This window comes from Nocardioides lentus, assembly GCF_039529515.1.
Classification (GTDB): domain Bacteria; phylum Actinomycetota; class Actinomycetes; order Propionibacteriales; family Nocardioidaceae; genus Nocardioides; species Nocardioides lentus.
The window spans coordinates 71,332-87,107 of record NZ_BAAAMY010000014.1; the positions used below are offsets into that span (position 1 = coordinate 71,332).

The window sequence follows — 15,776 nt, forward strand, 5'->3', positions numbered from 1 at the left end:
CGGGGCCGGGGGTCAGTCCTCCGGGGTGGCCTCGGGGTCGACGGCGACGTCGATCAGCACGGGGCCGGGGTGGGCGAACGCCTCGGCCACCGCGGCGTCGACGTCCTCGGCGGAGTCGACGTGGACCGCGTGCATGCCCAGCGCCCGGGCCAGGACGGCGAGGTCGGGCTGGGGCAGCCCGGTGCCGTGCTCGGCGAGGTCCTCGTGCTGCTGCTCGACCTTGACCAGCCCCAGACGCCCGTTGTCGAAGACCACGAGCCGCACGGGGAGGTCCTCGGCGACGGCGGTGAGCAGGTCGCCGAGCAGCATCGTGAGCCCGCCGTCGCCGCACCAGGCGACGACCTCCCGGTCGGTGTCGAGCGCGGCCGCGCCGAGCGCCTGCGGCATGGCGTTGGCCATCGAGCCCAGGTTGAACGAGCCCAGCAGGCGCCGACCGGCGCCCATCGCGGCCCACCGGGAGAGCCAGATCGTCGCCAGCCCGGTGTCGGCGGTGAACACCGCGTCCGCCGCGGCGTGCCGGTCGATCGCGGCGGCCAGCAGCTCGGGGCGCACCGGGCCGCCGGGCCGGTACGACGGGTCCGCGAGGCGGGCCTGCTCGGCCCGCCACCCGTCGTACGTGGCGAGCGCGGAGCGCAGGTGCGCGTCGTCGGGCTTCTCCCCGACCAGCGGGGTCAGCCGGCGCAGGGCGTCGCCGGCGTCGCCGACGACGGCGTGGTGGACCTTCGTGCGGCGCCCCACGTGGGCGGCGCGGGCGTCGACCTGCACGACCGTCGCGTGCTCGGGCAGGTACGCCGGGTAGGGGAAGTCGGTGCCGACCATCAGCAGCACGTCGCAGGCGTCCAGGGCCTGCGTGGTGGCGGGGTTGCCGAGCAGTCCCGCCTGACCGATCCCGTGGGGGTTGTCGTGCTCGAGCACCTCCTTGGCCTTGAGGGTCAGCACGATCGGTGCCTGCAGCCGCTCGGCCAGCGCGAGCACCTCCGCGCGGGCGTCGCGGGCCCCGGTGCCGACGAGCATCGTCACCGTCCGCGCCTCGTGCAGCGCGACCGCGGCCTCCCGCAGGCAGGCCTCGTCGGCCACCGGGGTCGGGCGCGGGGCCGCGAACCGGGTGGGCGGCGTGCCCTCCGGCAGCTCGAGGTCGCCGACGTCGCCCGGCAGGGTGATGACCGCGACGCCCCCGCCCGCGAGCGCGGTGTTGCCCGCCTGCTCGAGCACCCGCGGCAGCTGGGAGGGGTCGTTGACGGTCGCGCAGTAGTCGGCGACGTCGGCGAACAGCACGTCGTTGTCGACCTCCTGGAAGGCGTCGCTGCCGATGTCGGCGCGGGGCACCTGACCGCAGATCGCGAGCACGGGGGCGTGCGACTTCTTCGCGTCGTACAGGCCGTTGAGCAGGTGCACCGAGCCCGGTCCCACGGTGCCCATGCAGACCCCGAGCCGACCCGACAGCTGCGCCTGGGCGCCCGCGGCGAAGGCGCCGGCCTCCTCGTGGCGCACCCCCACCCAGCTGAGGCGCTCCTCACGGCTGATCGCGTCGGTCACCGGGTTCAGGGCGTCGCCGACCACTCCCCAGACCTGGGTGACCCCGTGCTCGGCCAGGGCCTCCGCCAGGTGCGCTGCCACGGTCGTCATCGACACTCCTCACCGGCGGCCACGGTGGACGCACGGGGGCCCGGTGCCCGGTGCCGCCGGGAGCATGAGCCGGCCCCGGACCGCGCGCGTGATTGGGTGGGCGCGTGCTGCAGCCCATCCCGTACGGCGCGACCGCGCGTCGTCTCGAGTGGTCCTTCCTCCCCCCGCACCTGCGCGACCTCGTGGGCCGCCGGCTCGGCTCCCCCGTGGTGTCCGCGGCCTCGTGCCCGGGCGGCTTCACCCCCGGGATGGCGTCCGTGCTGACCTGCGCCGACGGCTCCCGTCACTTCGTGAAGGCAGCCAGCGTGAAGGCGCAGCGGGTGTTCGCCGCGTCGTACGCCGACGAGGCCCGACGCCTCGCCGCCCTCCCGGCCGGGGTGCCCGCCCCACGCCTGCGCTGGTGGCACGCCGACGAGGACTGGGTGGTGCTGGGGATCGAGCACGTGCCGGGCGAGCTCGCACGACGACCGTGGGACCTCGACGAGCTCGAGCGCTGCCTCGATGCGCTCGAGGACTGCGCCGACCTGCTCACGCCGGCGCCACCCGCCGTGGCGCCCACGACGTTCGCGGCCGACATGGCCGACGCGGTCGCGGGCTGGGCCGAGGTCGGGCCCGACCCCGACCTGCCGGGCCTCGCCGCGCACCGCGCGGAGGCCGCGGCCCTCGCGGCCGCCCACGTCGAGGTGACCGCGGGGGACACCGCGGTCCACACCGACGTCCGCGACGACAACCTCCTGCTGGGTCCCCTGGGCGAGGTCTGGCTGTGCGACTGGAACTTCGCGGTCCGCGGCGCCGCCTGGGTCGACACGGTGATGCTGCTGCTGGGTCCGCGGGGCGACGGGGTGGACGTCGAGTCGCTGCTCGCGACCCGTGCGCTGACCCGCGAGGTCCCCGCCGACCACGTCGACCGGCTCCTGGCGCTGCTGGCGGGGTTCTTCCTCGCCGCCCGCGAGCGTCCGGTGCCACCGACCTCGCCCTGGCTGCGCGCCCACCAGGACTGGTGCGCCCAGGTGGCGTGGGCCTGGCTGTGCGAGCGACGGGGATGGGCGTGATTTGGGCGCCGCCCGGCGACCTTGCTAGATTGACCCGTCGCGCGCAGCGCCAACGCGCCGCGCCCTGAATCTTCCAGCAGCACCGTTTGTGTCCAGCACCGTCGAGCATCGAGGCGAAGGCAACCCGTGGCGAACATCAAGTCCCAGATCAAGCGCAACAAGCAGAACGAGGCCGCGCGCGAGCGCAACAAGTCGGTCAAGACCGCGCTGAAGACCTCCGTGCGCAAGTTCCGCGAGGCCGCGGACGCCGGTGACACCGAGGCCGCGCAGGCCCACGCCCGCGAGGCGTGCCGCAAGCTCGACCGCGCCGCCTCCAAGGGCGTCATCCACCGCAACCAGGCGGCCAACCGCAAGTCCAAGATCGCGGTGCGCGCGAACTCGCTCTGAGTCGCCCCACCCGGCTGATCCGCGCCGACCCGTCGTCCTCCGGACGGCGGGTCGTCGTCGTTCCAGGCGCCCACCCCACCCCAGGGAGCGCGGTGCGGCTCAGCCGATGACGCAGAACAGGGTGCCGTCGGGGTCCGACAGCACCACGAAATCGGCGTCGTCCGGGTAGTCCCACTCCACCCGCCGAGCGCCCAGCAGCAGCAGACGCTCGACCTGGGCGTCCCGGTCGGCCCGGTCGTCGGCCCAGAGGTCGAGGTGCGTCCGGTCGTCCGCGTCGAGGTGCAGTCGGGTGCCGGGGGTCGCCCCCCTCGGCACGAGGAAGGCCGGGTCCCGCGGGTCCGGGTCGAGGGCCAGCGCCTCGGTCCAGAACGCGCCGGCCCGCCGGGGGTCGGACACCGACATCACCACCGCACCGAGCCGCAACATGACCGGCACGCTCGCACGCCGACCTCCGAGCGCGCAACGGCCCCGCACGCCGCCCGGTGGGCCCACCCGCCTCTCGCGAGCACGCGCCCGGTCACCGCACGACGACGGGTGGACGTCCGGGTCGCGCCTCAGCGCGCCCGCAGGTCGCAGACCGTGAGCACGAGGTGCTCGAGCGCGTACGCCGGGTCGCTGGCCGCGCCCTTGATCTGGCTGTCGGCGCGGGCCACCGCCACCAGCGCCGCCCCGAGGCCGCGCTCGTCCCAGCCGCGCACCTGCTCGCGCAGGCTCTTCAGCTTCCACGGCGGCACACCGACCTCGCGGGCCAGGTCGGTCTCCTTGAGCCCCCGGGGCGCGGTGAGGTAGCGCGCCAGACCGCGGGCCCCCGACGCGAACGCCGAGGTCACCAGGACGGCGGCCACGCCCCCGTCGAGCGCCCACCGCAGCTCCTCCAGCGCCCGGGCCCGACGGCCGGAGAAGGCGTGGTCGGCCACGGCGAACGACGTCGCCTCGGCCCGGCCGCCGAAGTAGCGCTGGACCTCCTCGGTCGACACCGTGCGGCCCGGGAAGTCGGTGGCCAGCTGGTGGGCCGCCGCCGCCAGCGAGCGCAGGTCGTGGCCCACGGCCTGCACCAGGAACCCGGCGGACTCCTGGTCGAGCCCCGAGCCGTGGCGCCGGATCTCGGCCGCCGCGAACTTCGGCAGCTCCCACGAGCGCAGCTCGCCCACCTTCGTCTCCGCGACGCCGGCCTGCTTGCGCAGCTTGGCGAGGACACCGCTGCCCCGGGGGCCGCCCGAGTGGACCAGCACGAGGGCGACGTCCTCGGCCGGGGCGCCGGCGTACGCGACGAGGCCGGCGACGGACTCCTCCGGCAGGTTCTCCAGCTCCCAGACCACGACCCCGCGGGTGGAGGAGAACAGCGACGGCGCCGAGAGCTCACCGAGGGTGGCGATGCTGAGCTCGCCGCCCCGGGTCTCCGACAGCTCCGCCTCCGCGTCGTGCTCGCGCACGGCGGCCCTCACGTCGCGCACCACGCGGTCGCGCAGGAACTCCTCCTTGCCCGTCACCAGCGTGACGCGACCCAGGACGGAGGCGGGCGCGGGGGCCGCGGCGCGGGTCGGGGAGGCCATGCACCGCAGACTGCCACAGCCCACCGACGGGCCCCGCGCGTGCGTCAGTCCGCCGTGACGAGGGCCGGAGCGCCGCCGCCACCGACCACGAGGAGGTCACCGTCGGTGTCGGTGCGACCGACCTCGACGCCGGCGTCCTCGAGCGGCCCGAGGACCTCGGCGGAGGGGTGGCCGTAGGTGTTGTCCTCCCCCACCGAGACGAGCGCCAGCGACGCGTCCAGGGACAGCAGCAGGTCGAGGTCCTGGTGACGGCTCCCGTGGTGCGGCACCTTCAGCACGTCGACCCGCAGGCCCGGCACGGACCGGGCCAGCTCCTCCTGCGCCGGCGGCTCGACGTCACCGGTCAGCAGCACGCTGACCCCGCCGACCTCGGCCAGCACCACGAGGCTGGCGTCGTTGGCCGCCGACCCCTCGCCGTCGGAGGGCGGGGCGCCCGACGTCGTCGCCGGCGCACCCGGCAGGGGCCCCAGGACCTGGAGCGTCACCGCCCCGACCGTGCGGGTCTCGCCGTACGCCGGCACCCGGACCGGCACCCCTGCTCGCGCCGCCGACCGGGCGACCGCGGCGGCGGAGTCCGCCGGCTCCGCGAGCGCGGTCACCTCGACGGCCCCCACCTCCCGGCCGGACAGCACTCCCTCCAGACCTCCCGCGTGGTCGGCGTGGAAGTGGGTGAGCAGCAGCAGCGGCACCCGGTCCACACCGAGGCGGTCCAGGCAGCGGTCGACCGCTGCGGGCTCGGGTCCGGAGTCGACCACCACGCCCGCACTTGGCCCCGCCCGCAGCACCAGGGCGTCGCCCTGGCCCACGTCGCACGCCGTGAGCACCCAGTCGCGCGCCGGCCACCCGGGCGTCGGCAGCGGCACCACGACCACCACCACCGACGCCGTGAGGACGAGCAGGAACCCGGCGCCGCTCCGCAGCACGTACGGCGCCGCGAGGGCGAGGACGACGCACAGCACGGTCAGCACCCCCAGGGCGAGCGGCGTCGTGCCCCAGTCCACCGCCGGGGTCGGCACCGCCGCCCCGCGGCGGGAGACGAGCACGATCCAGGCCACGCACCAGCCGGCCAGCGTGCCGACCGCACCCGCGACCGGGTCGGCGAGCAGACCCACGACGCCGGCCGCGAGCCCCAGGACGGTCGCGGGGCCGACGGCGGGCGCGGCCAGCAGGTTGGCCGCCACCGCGACGAGGCTCACCTGCCCCGACAGGGCCGCGACGACCGGGGTGCAGGCGAGCTGCGCGGCGGCCGGGACCGCGATCGCCTCCGCCAGCCAGCGCGGCAGTCGGCGGGCCATCGCGTCGCGCCAGACGGGTGCCAGCACGATGATGCCGGCGGTCGCGAGCACCGAGAGGGCGAACCCCGGCGACCGCGCGAACCACGGGTGGACCAGCAGCAGCACCGTCACCGCGACGCCGAGGGCCCGGCTCCCGCGCCTCACCCCGTTGCCGCCCATCGCCAGCAGCGCCACCGCCCCCATCGCCGCGGCCCTCACCACGCTCGGCTCCGTCCGTGCCAGGAGCACGAAGCCGACGATCCCGACCGCTCCCACCAGCTGCAGCCACCGGCCGCGGACCCCGGCCCACCGCGCCACGACGAGGAGAGCACCCACGAGCAGGGTGAGGTTGGTGCCGGAGACCGCGAGGAGGTGCGTGAGGCCGGTGGTGCGGAAGTCCTCCTCGAGGTCGGCGGGCAACCGGGAGTCGTCGCCGACCACCAGGGCCGGCACGAGCCCCCGTTGGGCGGGTGGTCGGTGCTCCACCGCGTCGCGGATCGAGGCGCGGACGGCGTCCGCACCCCGCCACAGCGGGCCCGGGGCCGTCACCTCGACCGGGTCGCCCCGCGCCGTGAGGAGCCCGGCGAGGTCGTCGCCCTCCGCGGCCTCGAGCCGTCCCGCCAGCCGCACCTGCGACCCCAGCCGCACGGAGGCCCAGGACGGGTCCGCGAGGACGAGCACCGGCGCCGAGACCGACAGGTCCCGGCCGCGGGCGCTCAGCTCGGTCACCCGCACCCGGACCAGCACGTAGTCCGAGAACGACCCCTGCTCCAGACGGGGGTCGGAGGTGACCGTGCCCAGGCCGCTGACGGCGCTGCCGTCCTCCGCGAGAGCGGCCACCGGGTCCCCCGCCACCAGGGCGACCCGCACCGCGGCGACGACCGCCACGGCCACCAGGACGAGCACGCACCCGGCCGCGGCGCGCAGGGCCCCGGGCGGCGCACCCCGGCGGCCCCACGCCGTGCCGAGTGCGGCCCCGGCGACGACGACCGCTCCCAGGACCAGCGCGAGCCCGACGGGAGGGCACGTCAGGCCCAGCAGCCCGCCGGCCCACGCACCCAGCGCGAGCACCGGCATCCGCAGGTCGGGCGGCTCCGGCGGGTCCCGCTCCTCGTCGTGGGCCTCGTCCGGGCGCACGTCCGTCGCCGCCGCCACCTCACACCGTGACGAGCGGTGTCAGCTCGGCCAGGGTGACTTCGCCGATGCCGCTGACGTCGAGCAGGTCCTCCACCGCCGTGAACCCGCCGTTCTCGGCGCGCCAGTCGAGGATGGCCTGCGCGGTGACGGGCCCGACACCGGGCAGCGTGTCGAGCAGCGCGAGGTCGGCGGTGTTGAGGTCCACGAGGGCGGCGGGCGCACCGGGCACCGCCGGGACGCCCGGCGCGGTCGTGGCCGGGGCGCCCGGCGCTCCCGGCGCTCCCGGCACCGCCGCGGGGACGACGCCCACGAGCACCTGCTCGCCGTCGAGGAGCACCCGGGCCAGGTTCAGCCCGGTGAGGTCCACCCCGGGTCGCGCTCCCCCGGCCGCGGCCAGCGCGTCGGCCACCCGGGAGCCCGCCGGGAGGACCGCGATCCCCGGGCGCCGGACCTTGCCGGCGACGTCCACGACCACCTCGCCCGCCTCGCCTGCCGAGCCCGCCGAGCCCGCGCCTCCCACCGGGTCGCCCGCCCCGGAGGGTGCGGTCGCCGCGGGGGCCGCCGGGGTCGGCGCGCCGACTCCGGGCGCAGCGGTGGCGGAGGGCGTCACGAGCGCCCCGGCCGGGGACGTGGGAGGGAGCGGGTCGGGAGCGCTGCGCAGGACCCACCAGCAGGTCACCCCGAGGCCCAGGCTGACGAGGACGGCGACCACGGCGAGGTGCGCCGCCCCGAGCCCCGTGCGGCCACGCAGCGTCTCCGGGAGCGCGGCGAGCCACGGTCGCCCGGCCAGGCCCGGGGCCGGTTCCGCGGCCGCCGGGCGCCCCGGCCGCCGCGACGCGTGACGACCCGGGGTCGCCACCTCCCCGAGCACGACCTCGACGTCGGGTGCGGGCCTGGCCCCCGGCACGCCCGCGGGCCGCACGCGGGTGTGGGTGTCGGGTGCCGGGTTCGCGGGGGCCACGTCCCAGCCGCCCGCCGTGGGCGCGCCGGGCGAGACGGTGTCGCCGACCTCGTCCCACTCGTCCCAGTCGTCCCAGTCCGACCCGTCCCGGTCCCCGTGGTCCCCGTCGTCCCGGCCCGGGCCCGCGACCGCTTCCTCGTCGCGACGCCCTGCGGCCCCCGGTCGGGAGCCGGCGCCGGTGCGCACCGCCGTCAGCTCCGCGTCGAGCAGCGCGAGACGACGGGCGACGGCCTCCTGGTGGGCGGCGGTCGCCCCGGGTCGGCGCGGTCGCAGGGGTCCCATGCCGATGACGCTAGGCACCGCGGGACGCGGGCCGCCCGGGTCGGGCGCCCGGCTGTGGACGACCCGTCCTCGGCGTGGGATGTGGAGGTCAGGTGGCGCGGACGAGCGGCGAGACGCAGACCGCGACCATGCCCGGGCCGACGTGGGCGCCGAGCACGGCGCCCAGCTCGTCGCAGCGCACCTCGGGGTGCGCGAGCCGCTCACCGAGCCGCTCCGTCAGCCGCTGCGCCAGGTCCGCCGCGCGGTCGGGGTTGGCCAGGTGCGCGACCCCGACCTCGACGCGGTCGTCCGCGGCCTCGGCCGCCGTCACCGCCAGCGCCTCGAGCCGACCGAGCGCCTTGGAGGTCGTGCGCACCCGCTCGAGCGGTCCGACCACGCCGTCGGTGATGGTCAGCAGCGGCTTGACCGCCAGGGCGCTGCCGAGCAGCGCGGCGCCGGCGCCGATCCGGCCGCCGCGACGCAGGTACTCCAGCGTGTCCACGTAGAAGTACGACGAGGCGGCCGCGGCGCGCCGGCCGGCGGCGTCGGCCGCCTCCGCGCCCGTGCCGCCCGCCTCGAGGACGCGGGAGGCCGCCAGCGCGGCGTACCCGGTGGCGACCCCCACCTGACGGGTGTCGACCACGTGCACCGGCACCGGGGCGTCGCGGGCGGCGGAGCGGGCGGACTCGACGGTGCCGCTGACCTCGCCGGACAGGTGGACCGCCACCACCTCGTCGACGCCGGCCGAGGCCAGCTCGGCGTACACCCGGGCCATCGCCGCCGGGTTGGGCCGCGAGGTGGAGACCATCCGGTGCGCCCGCAGGGCCGCGGCCACCCGGGCGGGGGTGGCGCCGTCGGCCCCGTCGACGGTGCCGTCCTCGGTGACGGCCTCGTCCAGGACCTCGTCGCCGATGACGACCTGGAGCGGGACGACGACCAGCCCCCGCTCGCGCACGAGCGCGGCCGGGAGGCTGGCCGTCGAGTCCGTCACGACCACGCGGTGGGGTGCGGACGACGGCATGCCGCGCACCCTAGATCAGCGACGACGCGCGGGGGCAGGGGGCCGGGCTCCCCGCTCCCCGCCTCGACGGGGAGTCAGTAGCCGGTCTCCTCCCGGATCGTGTCGCGGATGATCTGCTCGTCGCTCGGCAGCGAGCGGGCCGAGAACGACGCGGGGGGCTGCGGGTCGTCGAGGGCCAGCTGGAGACCGCGCACCTGGTCCTCGATGACGTAGCGGCGCCGGGTGAACACCCCGGCGTCCGGCGTGGTGACGCGGGGCACGCAGCGGAAGTCCGCGGTCAGCGAGTCGGGGGTGATGGTCGTCGACACGTAGCCGCGCAGGTTGGTCCAGAACCGCAGGTTGGGGTTCCAGTCCGCCCAGGGGTGCTCCCCGTCGGGCTGGTCGTAGCCGTCACCCCCGGAGGTGATGGAGGAGGTCACCAGCTCCGAGCCGAGGACGGCCGAGTCGCCGTCCTCGGGGTCGCGCAGCACCTCCGAGGCCCAGTGGGCGTGGACGTCGCCGGTGAGCACGACGGGGTTGCGGACACGTGCGTCCTGCCAGCCCTGGACGACGCGGTCGCGGGAGGCGGCGTAGCCGTCCCAGGCGTCCATCGAGACGGTCTCCTCGGCCCCCTGGGCGGAGTCGCGGCGGCCGAAGAAGACCTGCTGGCCCAGCAGGTCCCAGCGGGCGGTCGACTCCCGGAAGCCGTCGATCAGCCACTGCTCCTGCGCGTCGCCGGTCAGCGTCCGCGCCGGGTCGTCGGCGGCCGGGCAGTCGGTCCGGAACCCGTCCCCGCAGCCCTGGTCGTCGCGGTACTGCCGGGTGTCGAGCATGTGGAAGGTGGCGGTGCGGCCCCACTGGATGCGGCGGTAGAGCTGCAGGTCGGGACCGCGGGGCACGGAGGTCCGCCGCAGCGGCATGTTCTCGTAGTAGGCGCGGAACGCGGCGACGCGTCGGGCCGCGAAGGCGCCCTGCTCGGCGGGCTTCTCCGAGACGTCGTCGGCCCAGTTGTTGTCGAGCTCGTGGTCGTCCCACACGACCACCCACGGGGCCGCCGCGTGGGCGGCCTGCAGGTCCGGGTCCGTCTTGTACTGCGCGTGGCGCTGGCGGTAGCCCGCGAGGGTGGTGGTCTCCGGGCCGAGGTGGGGTCGGCCCAGGGCGTTGGCCCCCTGCGCCCCCTCGTACTGGTAGTCGCCCAGGTTGAGCACGAGGTCGGGACGCTCCTCGGCGAGGTGGCGGTAGGCGGTGAAGAACCCCGCGGGGTAGTTGGAGCACGACGTGAACGCCATCGTCAGCGAGGCCAGCGCGCCGGGCCGCGGGGCGGTGCGGCCGCGACCGACCGGGGAGGTCCAGCGACCGACGGCGAAGCGGTAGTAGTACGGGCGGCCCGGCTCGAGGCCCCGCAGCTCGACGTGGACGGCGTGGGCGGTCTCCGGCCCGGCGGTGACCTCGCCGCGCTTCACCACGTCGCGACCGCGGAAGCGCCGGGTGGTCGCGACCTGGAAGCGGACCTGGTAGCGGCTGCTCGGCATGCCGCCCAGGCCGTCGGCGGCGGTCGGGCTGGGCGCCAGGCGGGTCCAGATCACGAAGCCGTCCGGGGCGGGGTCGCCCGAGGCGACGCCGAGGGTGAACGGGTCCGCCGGGAGCCGCTGGGCGGCGGCGGTGGCCCGACGGTCGCGGGGCTCCGCCGGGGCCGGTGCGGCGGCGGAGCCGACGAGCAGGGCGCCGCCGGTGACGGCGCCCGCGGACAGGACTGTTCTCCGAGAGGTCTGCATGGACCCGATCACACTCCCGTCCGGCGACCGGGGCCCGACGCCCAGGTGAACGTCCGGCCGCCGGCTGCCCCCGGGCCCGCTCAGACGACGATGTTGACCAGCTTGGGCGCCCGGACGATCACCGTGCGGACCGTCGCCCCCTCCAGGTACGACGCGACCTCCGCGAGCGCCGCGGCCTCGAGGTCGGCCTCGGAGATGTCGGGCGACACCTCGAGGCGGGCGCGGACCTTGCCCTTGACCTGGACGACCGCGGTCACCGACTCCTGCACCAGCAGCGCCTCGTCGACGACGGGCCACGCGGCCACGGCGACCGAGGGGCCGTGGCCCAGCGTCGCCCACATCTCCTCCGCGACGTAGGGCGTGACCAGCGACAGCAGCACGGTCACGACCTCGACCGCCTCCCGGACCGCCGGGTCGGCGGGTCCGCAGCCGGAGTCGATCGCCTTGCGGGTGGTGTTGACGAGCTCCATCACCCGTGCGACGACCACGTTGAAGCGCATGCCCTCGACGAGCTCCTCGACCTCCCGCACGGTGCGGTGGGTGACCGAGCGCAGGGCCCGGTCGCCCGACGCGGGGTCGGCGCCCGGCTCCGAGGTGACGTCGCCGGCGAGCCGCCAGGCGCGCTGCAGGAACTTCTGCGAGCTGCCGGGCGACATGTCGGCCCAGTCGATGTTGTCCTCCGGCGGGCTGGCGAAGACCAGGGTCAGTCGGACGGCGTCGACACCGTAGGTGTCGATCATCGCGCCCAGGTCGACGCCGTTGCCCAGGGACTTCGACATCTTCCGGCCCTGGTTGATCACCACGCCCTGCCCGAGCAGGGCGTCGAAGGGCTCGACGAAGTCGACCATGTCCATGTCGTGCAGGACCTTGGTGAAGAACCGGGCGTACAGCAGGTGCAGCACCGCGTGCTCGAGCCCGCCGACGTACTGGTCGACGGCGCCCCACCGGCGCAGCTTCTCGGGGTCGAAGGGCCCCTCGTCGTAGCCGGGTGAGGTGAAGCGCAGGAAGTACCACGACGAGTCCACGAACGTGTCCATCGTGTCGGTGTCGCGCTCGGCGGGACCGCCGCACGAGGGGCAGGCCACCTCCACCCAGTCGCGCGCCGCGGCCAGCGGGGACACCCCGCGGGGCTTCAGGTCGGCGCCCTTGAGCTCCGGCAGCTCGACCGGGAGCTGGTCGTCGGGGACCCCGACCTCCCCGCAGGTCGGGCAGTGCACGACGGGGATCGGGCAGCCCCAGAAGCGCTGGCGGCTCAGCAGCCAGTCGCGCAGGCGGAAGTTGACGGTCCGCTCCCCCAGGCCGTCGGCCTCCAGCTTGTCGATCGCGGCGGCGACACCGGCGGTCTTGTCGCTCAGGCCCTCCAGCAGCGGGGAGTCGACGTAGGTCCCGTCGCCCGAGGTCGCGACCCCGCTCACCGCGGGGTCCTCCTCACCGGTGTCGACCACGCGGCGCACCGGCAGGCCGAAGGCCCGGGCGAAGTCGAGGTCGCGCTGGTCGTGCGCCGGCACCGCCATGATCGCGCCCGTGCCGTAGTCGGCCAGCACGTAGTCGGCGGCCCACACCGGCATGTCCTCGCCCGTCAGCGGGTTGGTCGCGGTGACGCCGAGGTCGACGCCCGTCTTGGGTCGGTCGGTCGAGAGGCGGTCGATGTCGGAGGCCGACCGGACGCCCTCGAGGTACTGCTCGTACGCCGCGCGCTGCTCGTCGGCGACCAGCTCGCGCGCCAGCGGCGCGTCGGCGGCCACGACCATGAAGGTCGCGCCGTACAGGGTGTCGGGCCGTGTGGTGTAGACCCGCAGCGGCTCGTCGCGGCCGGTGACCCGGAAGTCGACGTAGGCACCCTCGGAGCGGCCGATCCAGTTGCGCTGGGAGTTGACCACGCGCCGCGGCCAGCGGTCCTCGACCGTCTCCAGGTCGTCGAGCAGGCGCTGGGCGTAGTCGGTGATCTTGAAGTACCACTGGGTGAGCTCGCGCTTGGTGACGACGGCACCGCAGCGCTCGCACTCGCCGTCGACGACCTGCTCGTTGGCCAGCACGGTCTGGTCGACCGGGCACCAGTTGACGGCGCTGTTCTTGCGGTAGGCCAGCCCCTGCTCGCGGAAGCGCAGGAACAGCCACTGGGTCCACCGGTAGTACTCCGGGTCGGAGGTGTGCAGCCGGCGCGACCAGTCGAACGCGAGGCCGTAGCGGCGCATCGACGCGGCCTGCGTCTCGATGTTGGCGTAGGTGTAGGTCGCGGGGTGCTCGTCGCGGCGGATCGCGGCGTTCTCGGCCGGCAGCCCGAAGGAGTCCCAGCCGATCGGGTCCATCACCTCGTAGCCGCGGAAGCGCCAGTAGCGGGCGATCACGTCGTGCAGCGCGAAGACCTCGGCGTGACCCATGTGCAGGTCGCCCGACGGGTAGGGGAACATCGTCAGCGCGTACTTGGTGGGCTTCGCCGACCCGTCGTCGGCGGTGAACAGGTCGAGCTCCGCCCAGCGCTGCGGCCAGGTGGCCTCGGCCGCGGCGACGTCGTACGTCGCGGCCTCACCGGCGCCGTCCCGGGCGGGGTGCTGCTCGCTGGTCATCACGATCTCCTCGGTGGTTCTGCTCCGTCGGGGTCAGGGCACAAAAAAGCCCCTCGCGCAGAGGGGCGGCCGCGTCGGGTGCGACGCGGCTAGGGAAGGAGCAGGCGGCTGTTCACGCCCCTACGGTAGCCCACACGGCGCCGGCCCGCCCCGCGGTGCGGGACGGGCCGGTGCGCGGGCGGTGGCTCAGGGAGCCTCGGACGCCGGTTGGTCGTCGGGTACCGGCACGCGCACGGGCCGCAGCACCGCCCACGCCTGGAAGGCCGCCGCGAACACGAGCATGCCGAGGCCGGTCCAGAGGTTGACGTTGAGCCCGTCCGCCTTGGCCAGGTCGGCCTCGGAGGTGCCGAACAGCCCGGTCAGCAGCAGGATCACGCCGTACAGGCCGATCAGGGCGGCGATGAAGGTGCGGACGTCGAACGCCCCGGCCTTGCGCTTGCGGGTCCGGCCGGTGGTGCGGGTGTCGTCGCTCATGGAGGTCCTCCTCTACAGGAACAGCAGGTTGAGGCCGATGACCATGACCAGGGCGATCGCGGCCATCTTGGTGGGCTGGCGCCACCACGGCAGGGTCTCGGCGTCCTCGTCGCGGAACGTCTCCTTCGGCGTGAGCGACCAGACGAGCCCGCGCAGGTCGTCGTAGCGACGCGGGGTGGTCACGAGGCTGACCGCGACCGAGACCACGATGTCGACGGCGAACGCCACGCCGGCCGCGACGAACGCCGCGCCCTGGCCCGACAGGCCGATGACCCCGAGGACGTCGCCCGAGAGGACCCAGACACCGATCGCCGAGCCGGTGCCGGCGACCAGGCCGACCCAGCCGGCGGTGGCGGTCATCCGCTTCCAGAACATGCCGAGGATGAACGTCGCGAACAGCGGGGCGTTGAAGAACCCGAACAGCGTCTGGAGGTAGTCCATGATGTTGGAGTACGACGACGCGATGCCGGCGGTGCCGATCGCGATCACCGTCGCCCCGACCGTCGCCAGCCGGCCCACGCGCGTGTAGTACTCGTCGGGCTCGTCCTTCTTCACGTACTGCTGCCACAGGTCGTAGCTGAAGACGGTGTTGAACGCGGAGATGTTGGCGGCCATGCCGGCCATGAACGACGCGAGCAGGCCGGCGATCGCGACGCCGAGCATGCCGTTGGGCAGCAGGTCGCGGATCAGGTACAGCAGCGAGTCGTTGTACGCCGGCTCCCCGCCCGCGGCCTTCTCGGTCGCGATCTCCGTGACCAGGACGCCCGCGATCATGCCGGGGATGACGACGATGAACGGGATGAACATCTTCGGGAAGGCCCCGATGACCGGGGTCGACTGCGCGGAGGCCATCGAGTCGGCGGCCATCGCGCGCTGGACCTCGACGAAGTTCGTCGTCCAGTAGCCGAACGACAGCACGAAGCCCAGCCCGAGCACGATGCCGACGACCGACAGCACGGGCGAGTCGAAGCCGGTCAGGGCCGTGCCGGGCCAGGAGGAGAGCTGCTCGGCCCCGCCGGGGCTCTCCGTGACGGCCTGCGTCAGGCCGTCCCAGCCCCCGACCTTGTGCAGGCCGACGAGCGTCAGCGGCAGCAGGGCGGCGACGATCACGAAGAACTGCAGGACCTCGTTGTAGATCGCCGCGGACAGCCCGCCCAGCGCGGTGTAGGTGAGCACCACGGCCGCGGCGACCACCAGCGAGACGATCAGCGACCAGCCGAGCAGCACCTCCACCACGGTCGCGAGGAGGAACAGGTTGATGCCCGCGATCAGCAGCTGGGCCACCGCGAAGCTGACGGCGTTGACGAGGTGGGCGCCGGTGCCGAAGCGGCGGCGCATGAACTCCGGGACGCTGCGGACCTTCGAGCCGTAGTAGAACGGCATCATCACGATCGCGAGGAACAGCATCGCCGGGACGGCGCCGACCCAGAAGTAGTGCATCGTCGCGATGCCGTAGTTGGCGCCGTTGGCGCTCATCCCGACGATCTCGACGGCGCCGAGGTTGGCCGACACGAAGGCCAGGCCGGTCACCCACGCCGGGAGGCTGCGCCCGGAGAGGAAGAAGTCCAGGCTGGTCGAGACCTGCCGGCGGGCGGCCAGGCCGATGCCCAGCACGAAACCGAAGTAGAGGGCGACCAGCAGGTAGTCGACCCAGTTGGCGTCCAGGCGCAGCGCCTCGTCCATCCGACCTCCGAGCGTTCCGGCGCCGT

12 protein-coding genes are annotated in these 15,776 nt (G+C 75.1%); 2 read left to right on the forward strand and 10 right to left on the reverse strand.

Annotation, left to right across the window (positions count from 1 at the left end; translation table 11 throughout):
- Positions 1-12 precede the first annotated feature (12 nt).
- On the reverse strand, positions 13-1,626 hold the full coding sequence (locus tag ABD158_RS17705; RefSeq protein WP_344009047.1) for a thiamine pyrophosphate-binding protein: 1,614 nt from the start codon (positions 1,624-1,626) through the stop codon (positions 13-15).
- Positions 1,627-1,730: 104 nt separating this feature from the next.
- On the opposite strand from ABD158_RS17705, the gene ABD158_RS17710 reads away from it, so the two are divergent.
- Positions 1,731-2,678, forward strand: a complete 948-nt coding sequence (locus ABD158_RS17710) for an aminoglycoside phosphotransferase family protein (protein ID WP_344009049.1) — start codon at positions 1,731-1,733, stop codon at positions 2,676-2,678.
- Positions 2,679-2,804: 126 nt separating this feature from the next.
- Positions 2,805-3,065 (forward strand): 30S ribosomal protein S20, encoded by a 261-nt coding sequence (rpsT, locus tag ABD158_RS17715; RefSeq protein WP_344009051.1) that lies wholly within the window; start codon positions 2,805-2,807, stop codon positions 3,063-3,065.
- A 99-nt stretch (positions 3,066-3,164) separates the two neighbouring features.
- Here the strand turns inward: rpsT and ABD158_RS17720 are convergent, their stop codons facing one another.
- From ABD158_RS17720 to ABD158_RS17760, 9 genes are all read right to left on the reverse strand, one after another.
- On the reverse strand, positions 3,165-3,491 hold the full coding sequence (locus tag ABD158_RS17720) for a VOC family protein (RefSeq protein WP_344009052.1): 327 nt from the start codon (positions 3,489-3,491) through the stop codon (positions 3,165-3,167).
- Positions 3,492-3,619: 128 nt separating this feature from the next.
- Positions 3,620-4,618 carry a DNA polymerase III subunit delta gene (gene holA, locus ABD158_RS17725; protein ID WP_344009054.1) on the reverse strand — a complete coding sequence of 333 codons (999 nt, stop codon included), beginning with the start codon at positions 4,616-4,618 and terminating at the stop codon, positions 3,620-3,622.
- 44 nt (positions 4,619-4,662) lie between these two features.
- Positions 4,663-7,047, reverse strand: a complete 2,385-nt coding sequence (locus tag ABD158_RS17730; RefSeq protein ID WP_344009056.1) for a ComEC/Rec2 family competence protein — start codon at positions 7,045-7,047, stop codon at positions 4,663-4,665.
- 1 nt (position 7,048) lies between these two features.
- Entirely contained in the window at positions 7,049-8,272 is a 1,224-nt protein-coding gene (locus tag ABD158_RS17735) for a ComEA family DNA-binding protein (protein WP_344009058.1), read from the reverse strand.
- An 88-nt stretch (positions 8,273-8,360) separates the two neighbouring features.
- Complete coding sequence (locus tag ABD158_RS17740) at positions 8,361-9,272, reverse strand: DegV family protein (protein ID WP_344009060.1); 912 nt, start codon at positions 9,270-9,272, stop codon at positions 8,361-8,363.
- A 74-nt stretch (positions 9,273-9,346) separates the two neighbouring features.
- Complete coding sequence (locus tag ABD158_RS17745) at positions 9,347-11,026, reverse strand: alkaline phosphatase D family protein (RefSeq protein ID WP_344009062.1); 1,680 nt, start codon at positions 11,024-11,026, stop codon at positions 9,347-9,349.
- A gap of 80 nt (positions 11,027-11,106) precedes the next feature.
- On the reverse strand, positions 11,107-13,593 hold the full coding sequence (gene leuS / locus ABD158_RS17750) for a leucine--tRNA ligase (RefSeq protein WP_344009064.1): 2,487 nt from the start codon (positions 13,591-13,593) through the stop codon (positions 11,107-11,109).
- Between the two features lie 186 nt (positions 13,594-13,779).
- Positions 13,780-14,067 carry a hypothetical protein gene (locus ABD158_RS17755; RefSeq protein ID WP_344009066.1) on the reverse strand — a complete coding sequence of 96 codons (288 nt, stop codon included), beginning with the start codon at positions 14,065-14,067 and terminating at the stop codon, positions 13,780-13,782.
- A gap of 12 nt (positions 14,068-14,079) precedes the next feature.
- The gene (locus tag ABD158_RS17760; RefSeq protein WP_344009068.1) at positions 14,080-15,750 is read right to left on the reverse strand and encodes a sodium:solute symporter family protein; all 1,671 of its coding nucleotides are present in this window, start codon (positions 15,748-15,750) and stop codon (positions 14,080-14,082) included.
- Positions 15,751-15,776: the final 26 nt, after the last annotated feature.

Bases quoted from the DNA above. Each gene is read 5' to 3' on its own strand.
- ABD158_RS17705 (WP_344009047.1), bottom strand. From the start codon at position 1,626: ATGACGACCGTGGCAGCGCACCTGGCGGAGGCCCTGGCCGAGCACGGG.
- ABD158_RS17720 (WP_344009052.1), bottom strand. From the start codon at position 3,491: ATGTTGCGGCTCGGTGCGGTGGTGATGTCGGTGTCCGACCCCCGGCGG.
- holA (WP_344009054.1), bottom strand. From the start codon at position 4,618: ATGGCCTCCCCGACCCGCGCCGCGGCCCCCGCGCCCGCCTCCGTCCTG.
- ABD158_RS17735 (WP_344009058.1), bottom strand. From the start codon at position 8,272: ATGGGACCCCTGCGACCGCGCCGACCCGGGGCGACCGCCGCCCACCAG.
- ABD158_RS17740 (WP_344009060.1), bottom strand. From the start codon at position 9,272: ATGCCGTCGTCCGCACCCCACCGCGTGGTCGTGACGGACTCGACGGCC.
- ABD158_RS17745 (WP_344009062.1), bottom strand. From the start codon at position 11,026: ATGCAGACCTCTCGGAGAACAGTCCTGTCCGCGGGCGCCGTCACCGGC.
- leuS (WP_344009064.1), bottom strand. From the start codon at position 13,593: ATGACCAGCGAGCAGCACCCCGCCCGGGACGGCGCCGGTGAGGCCGCG.
- ABD158_RS17755 (WP_344009066.1), bottom strand. From the start codon at position 14,067: ATGAGCGACGACACCCGCACCACCGGCCGGACCCGCAAGCGCAAGGCC.
- ABD158_RS17760 (WP_344009068.1), bottom strand. From the start codon at position 15,750: ATGGACGAGGCGCTGCGCCTGGACGCCAACTGGGTCGACTACCTGCTG.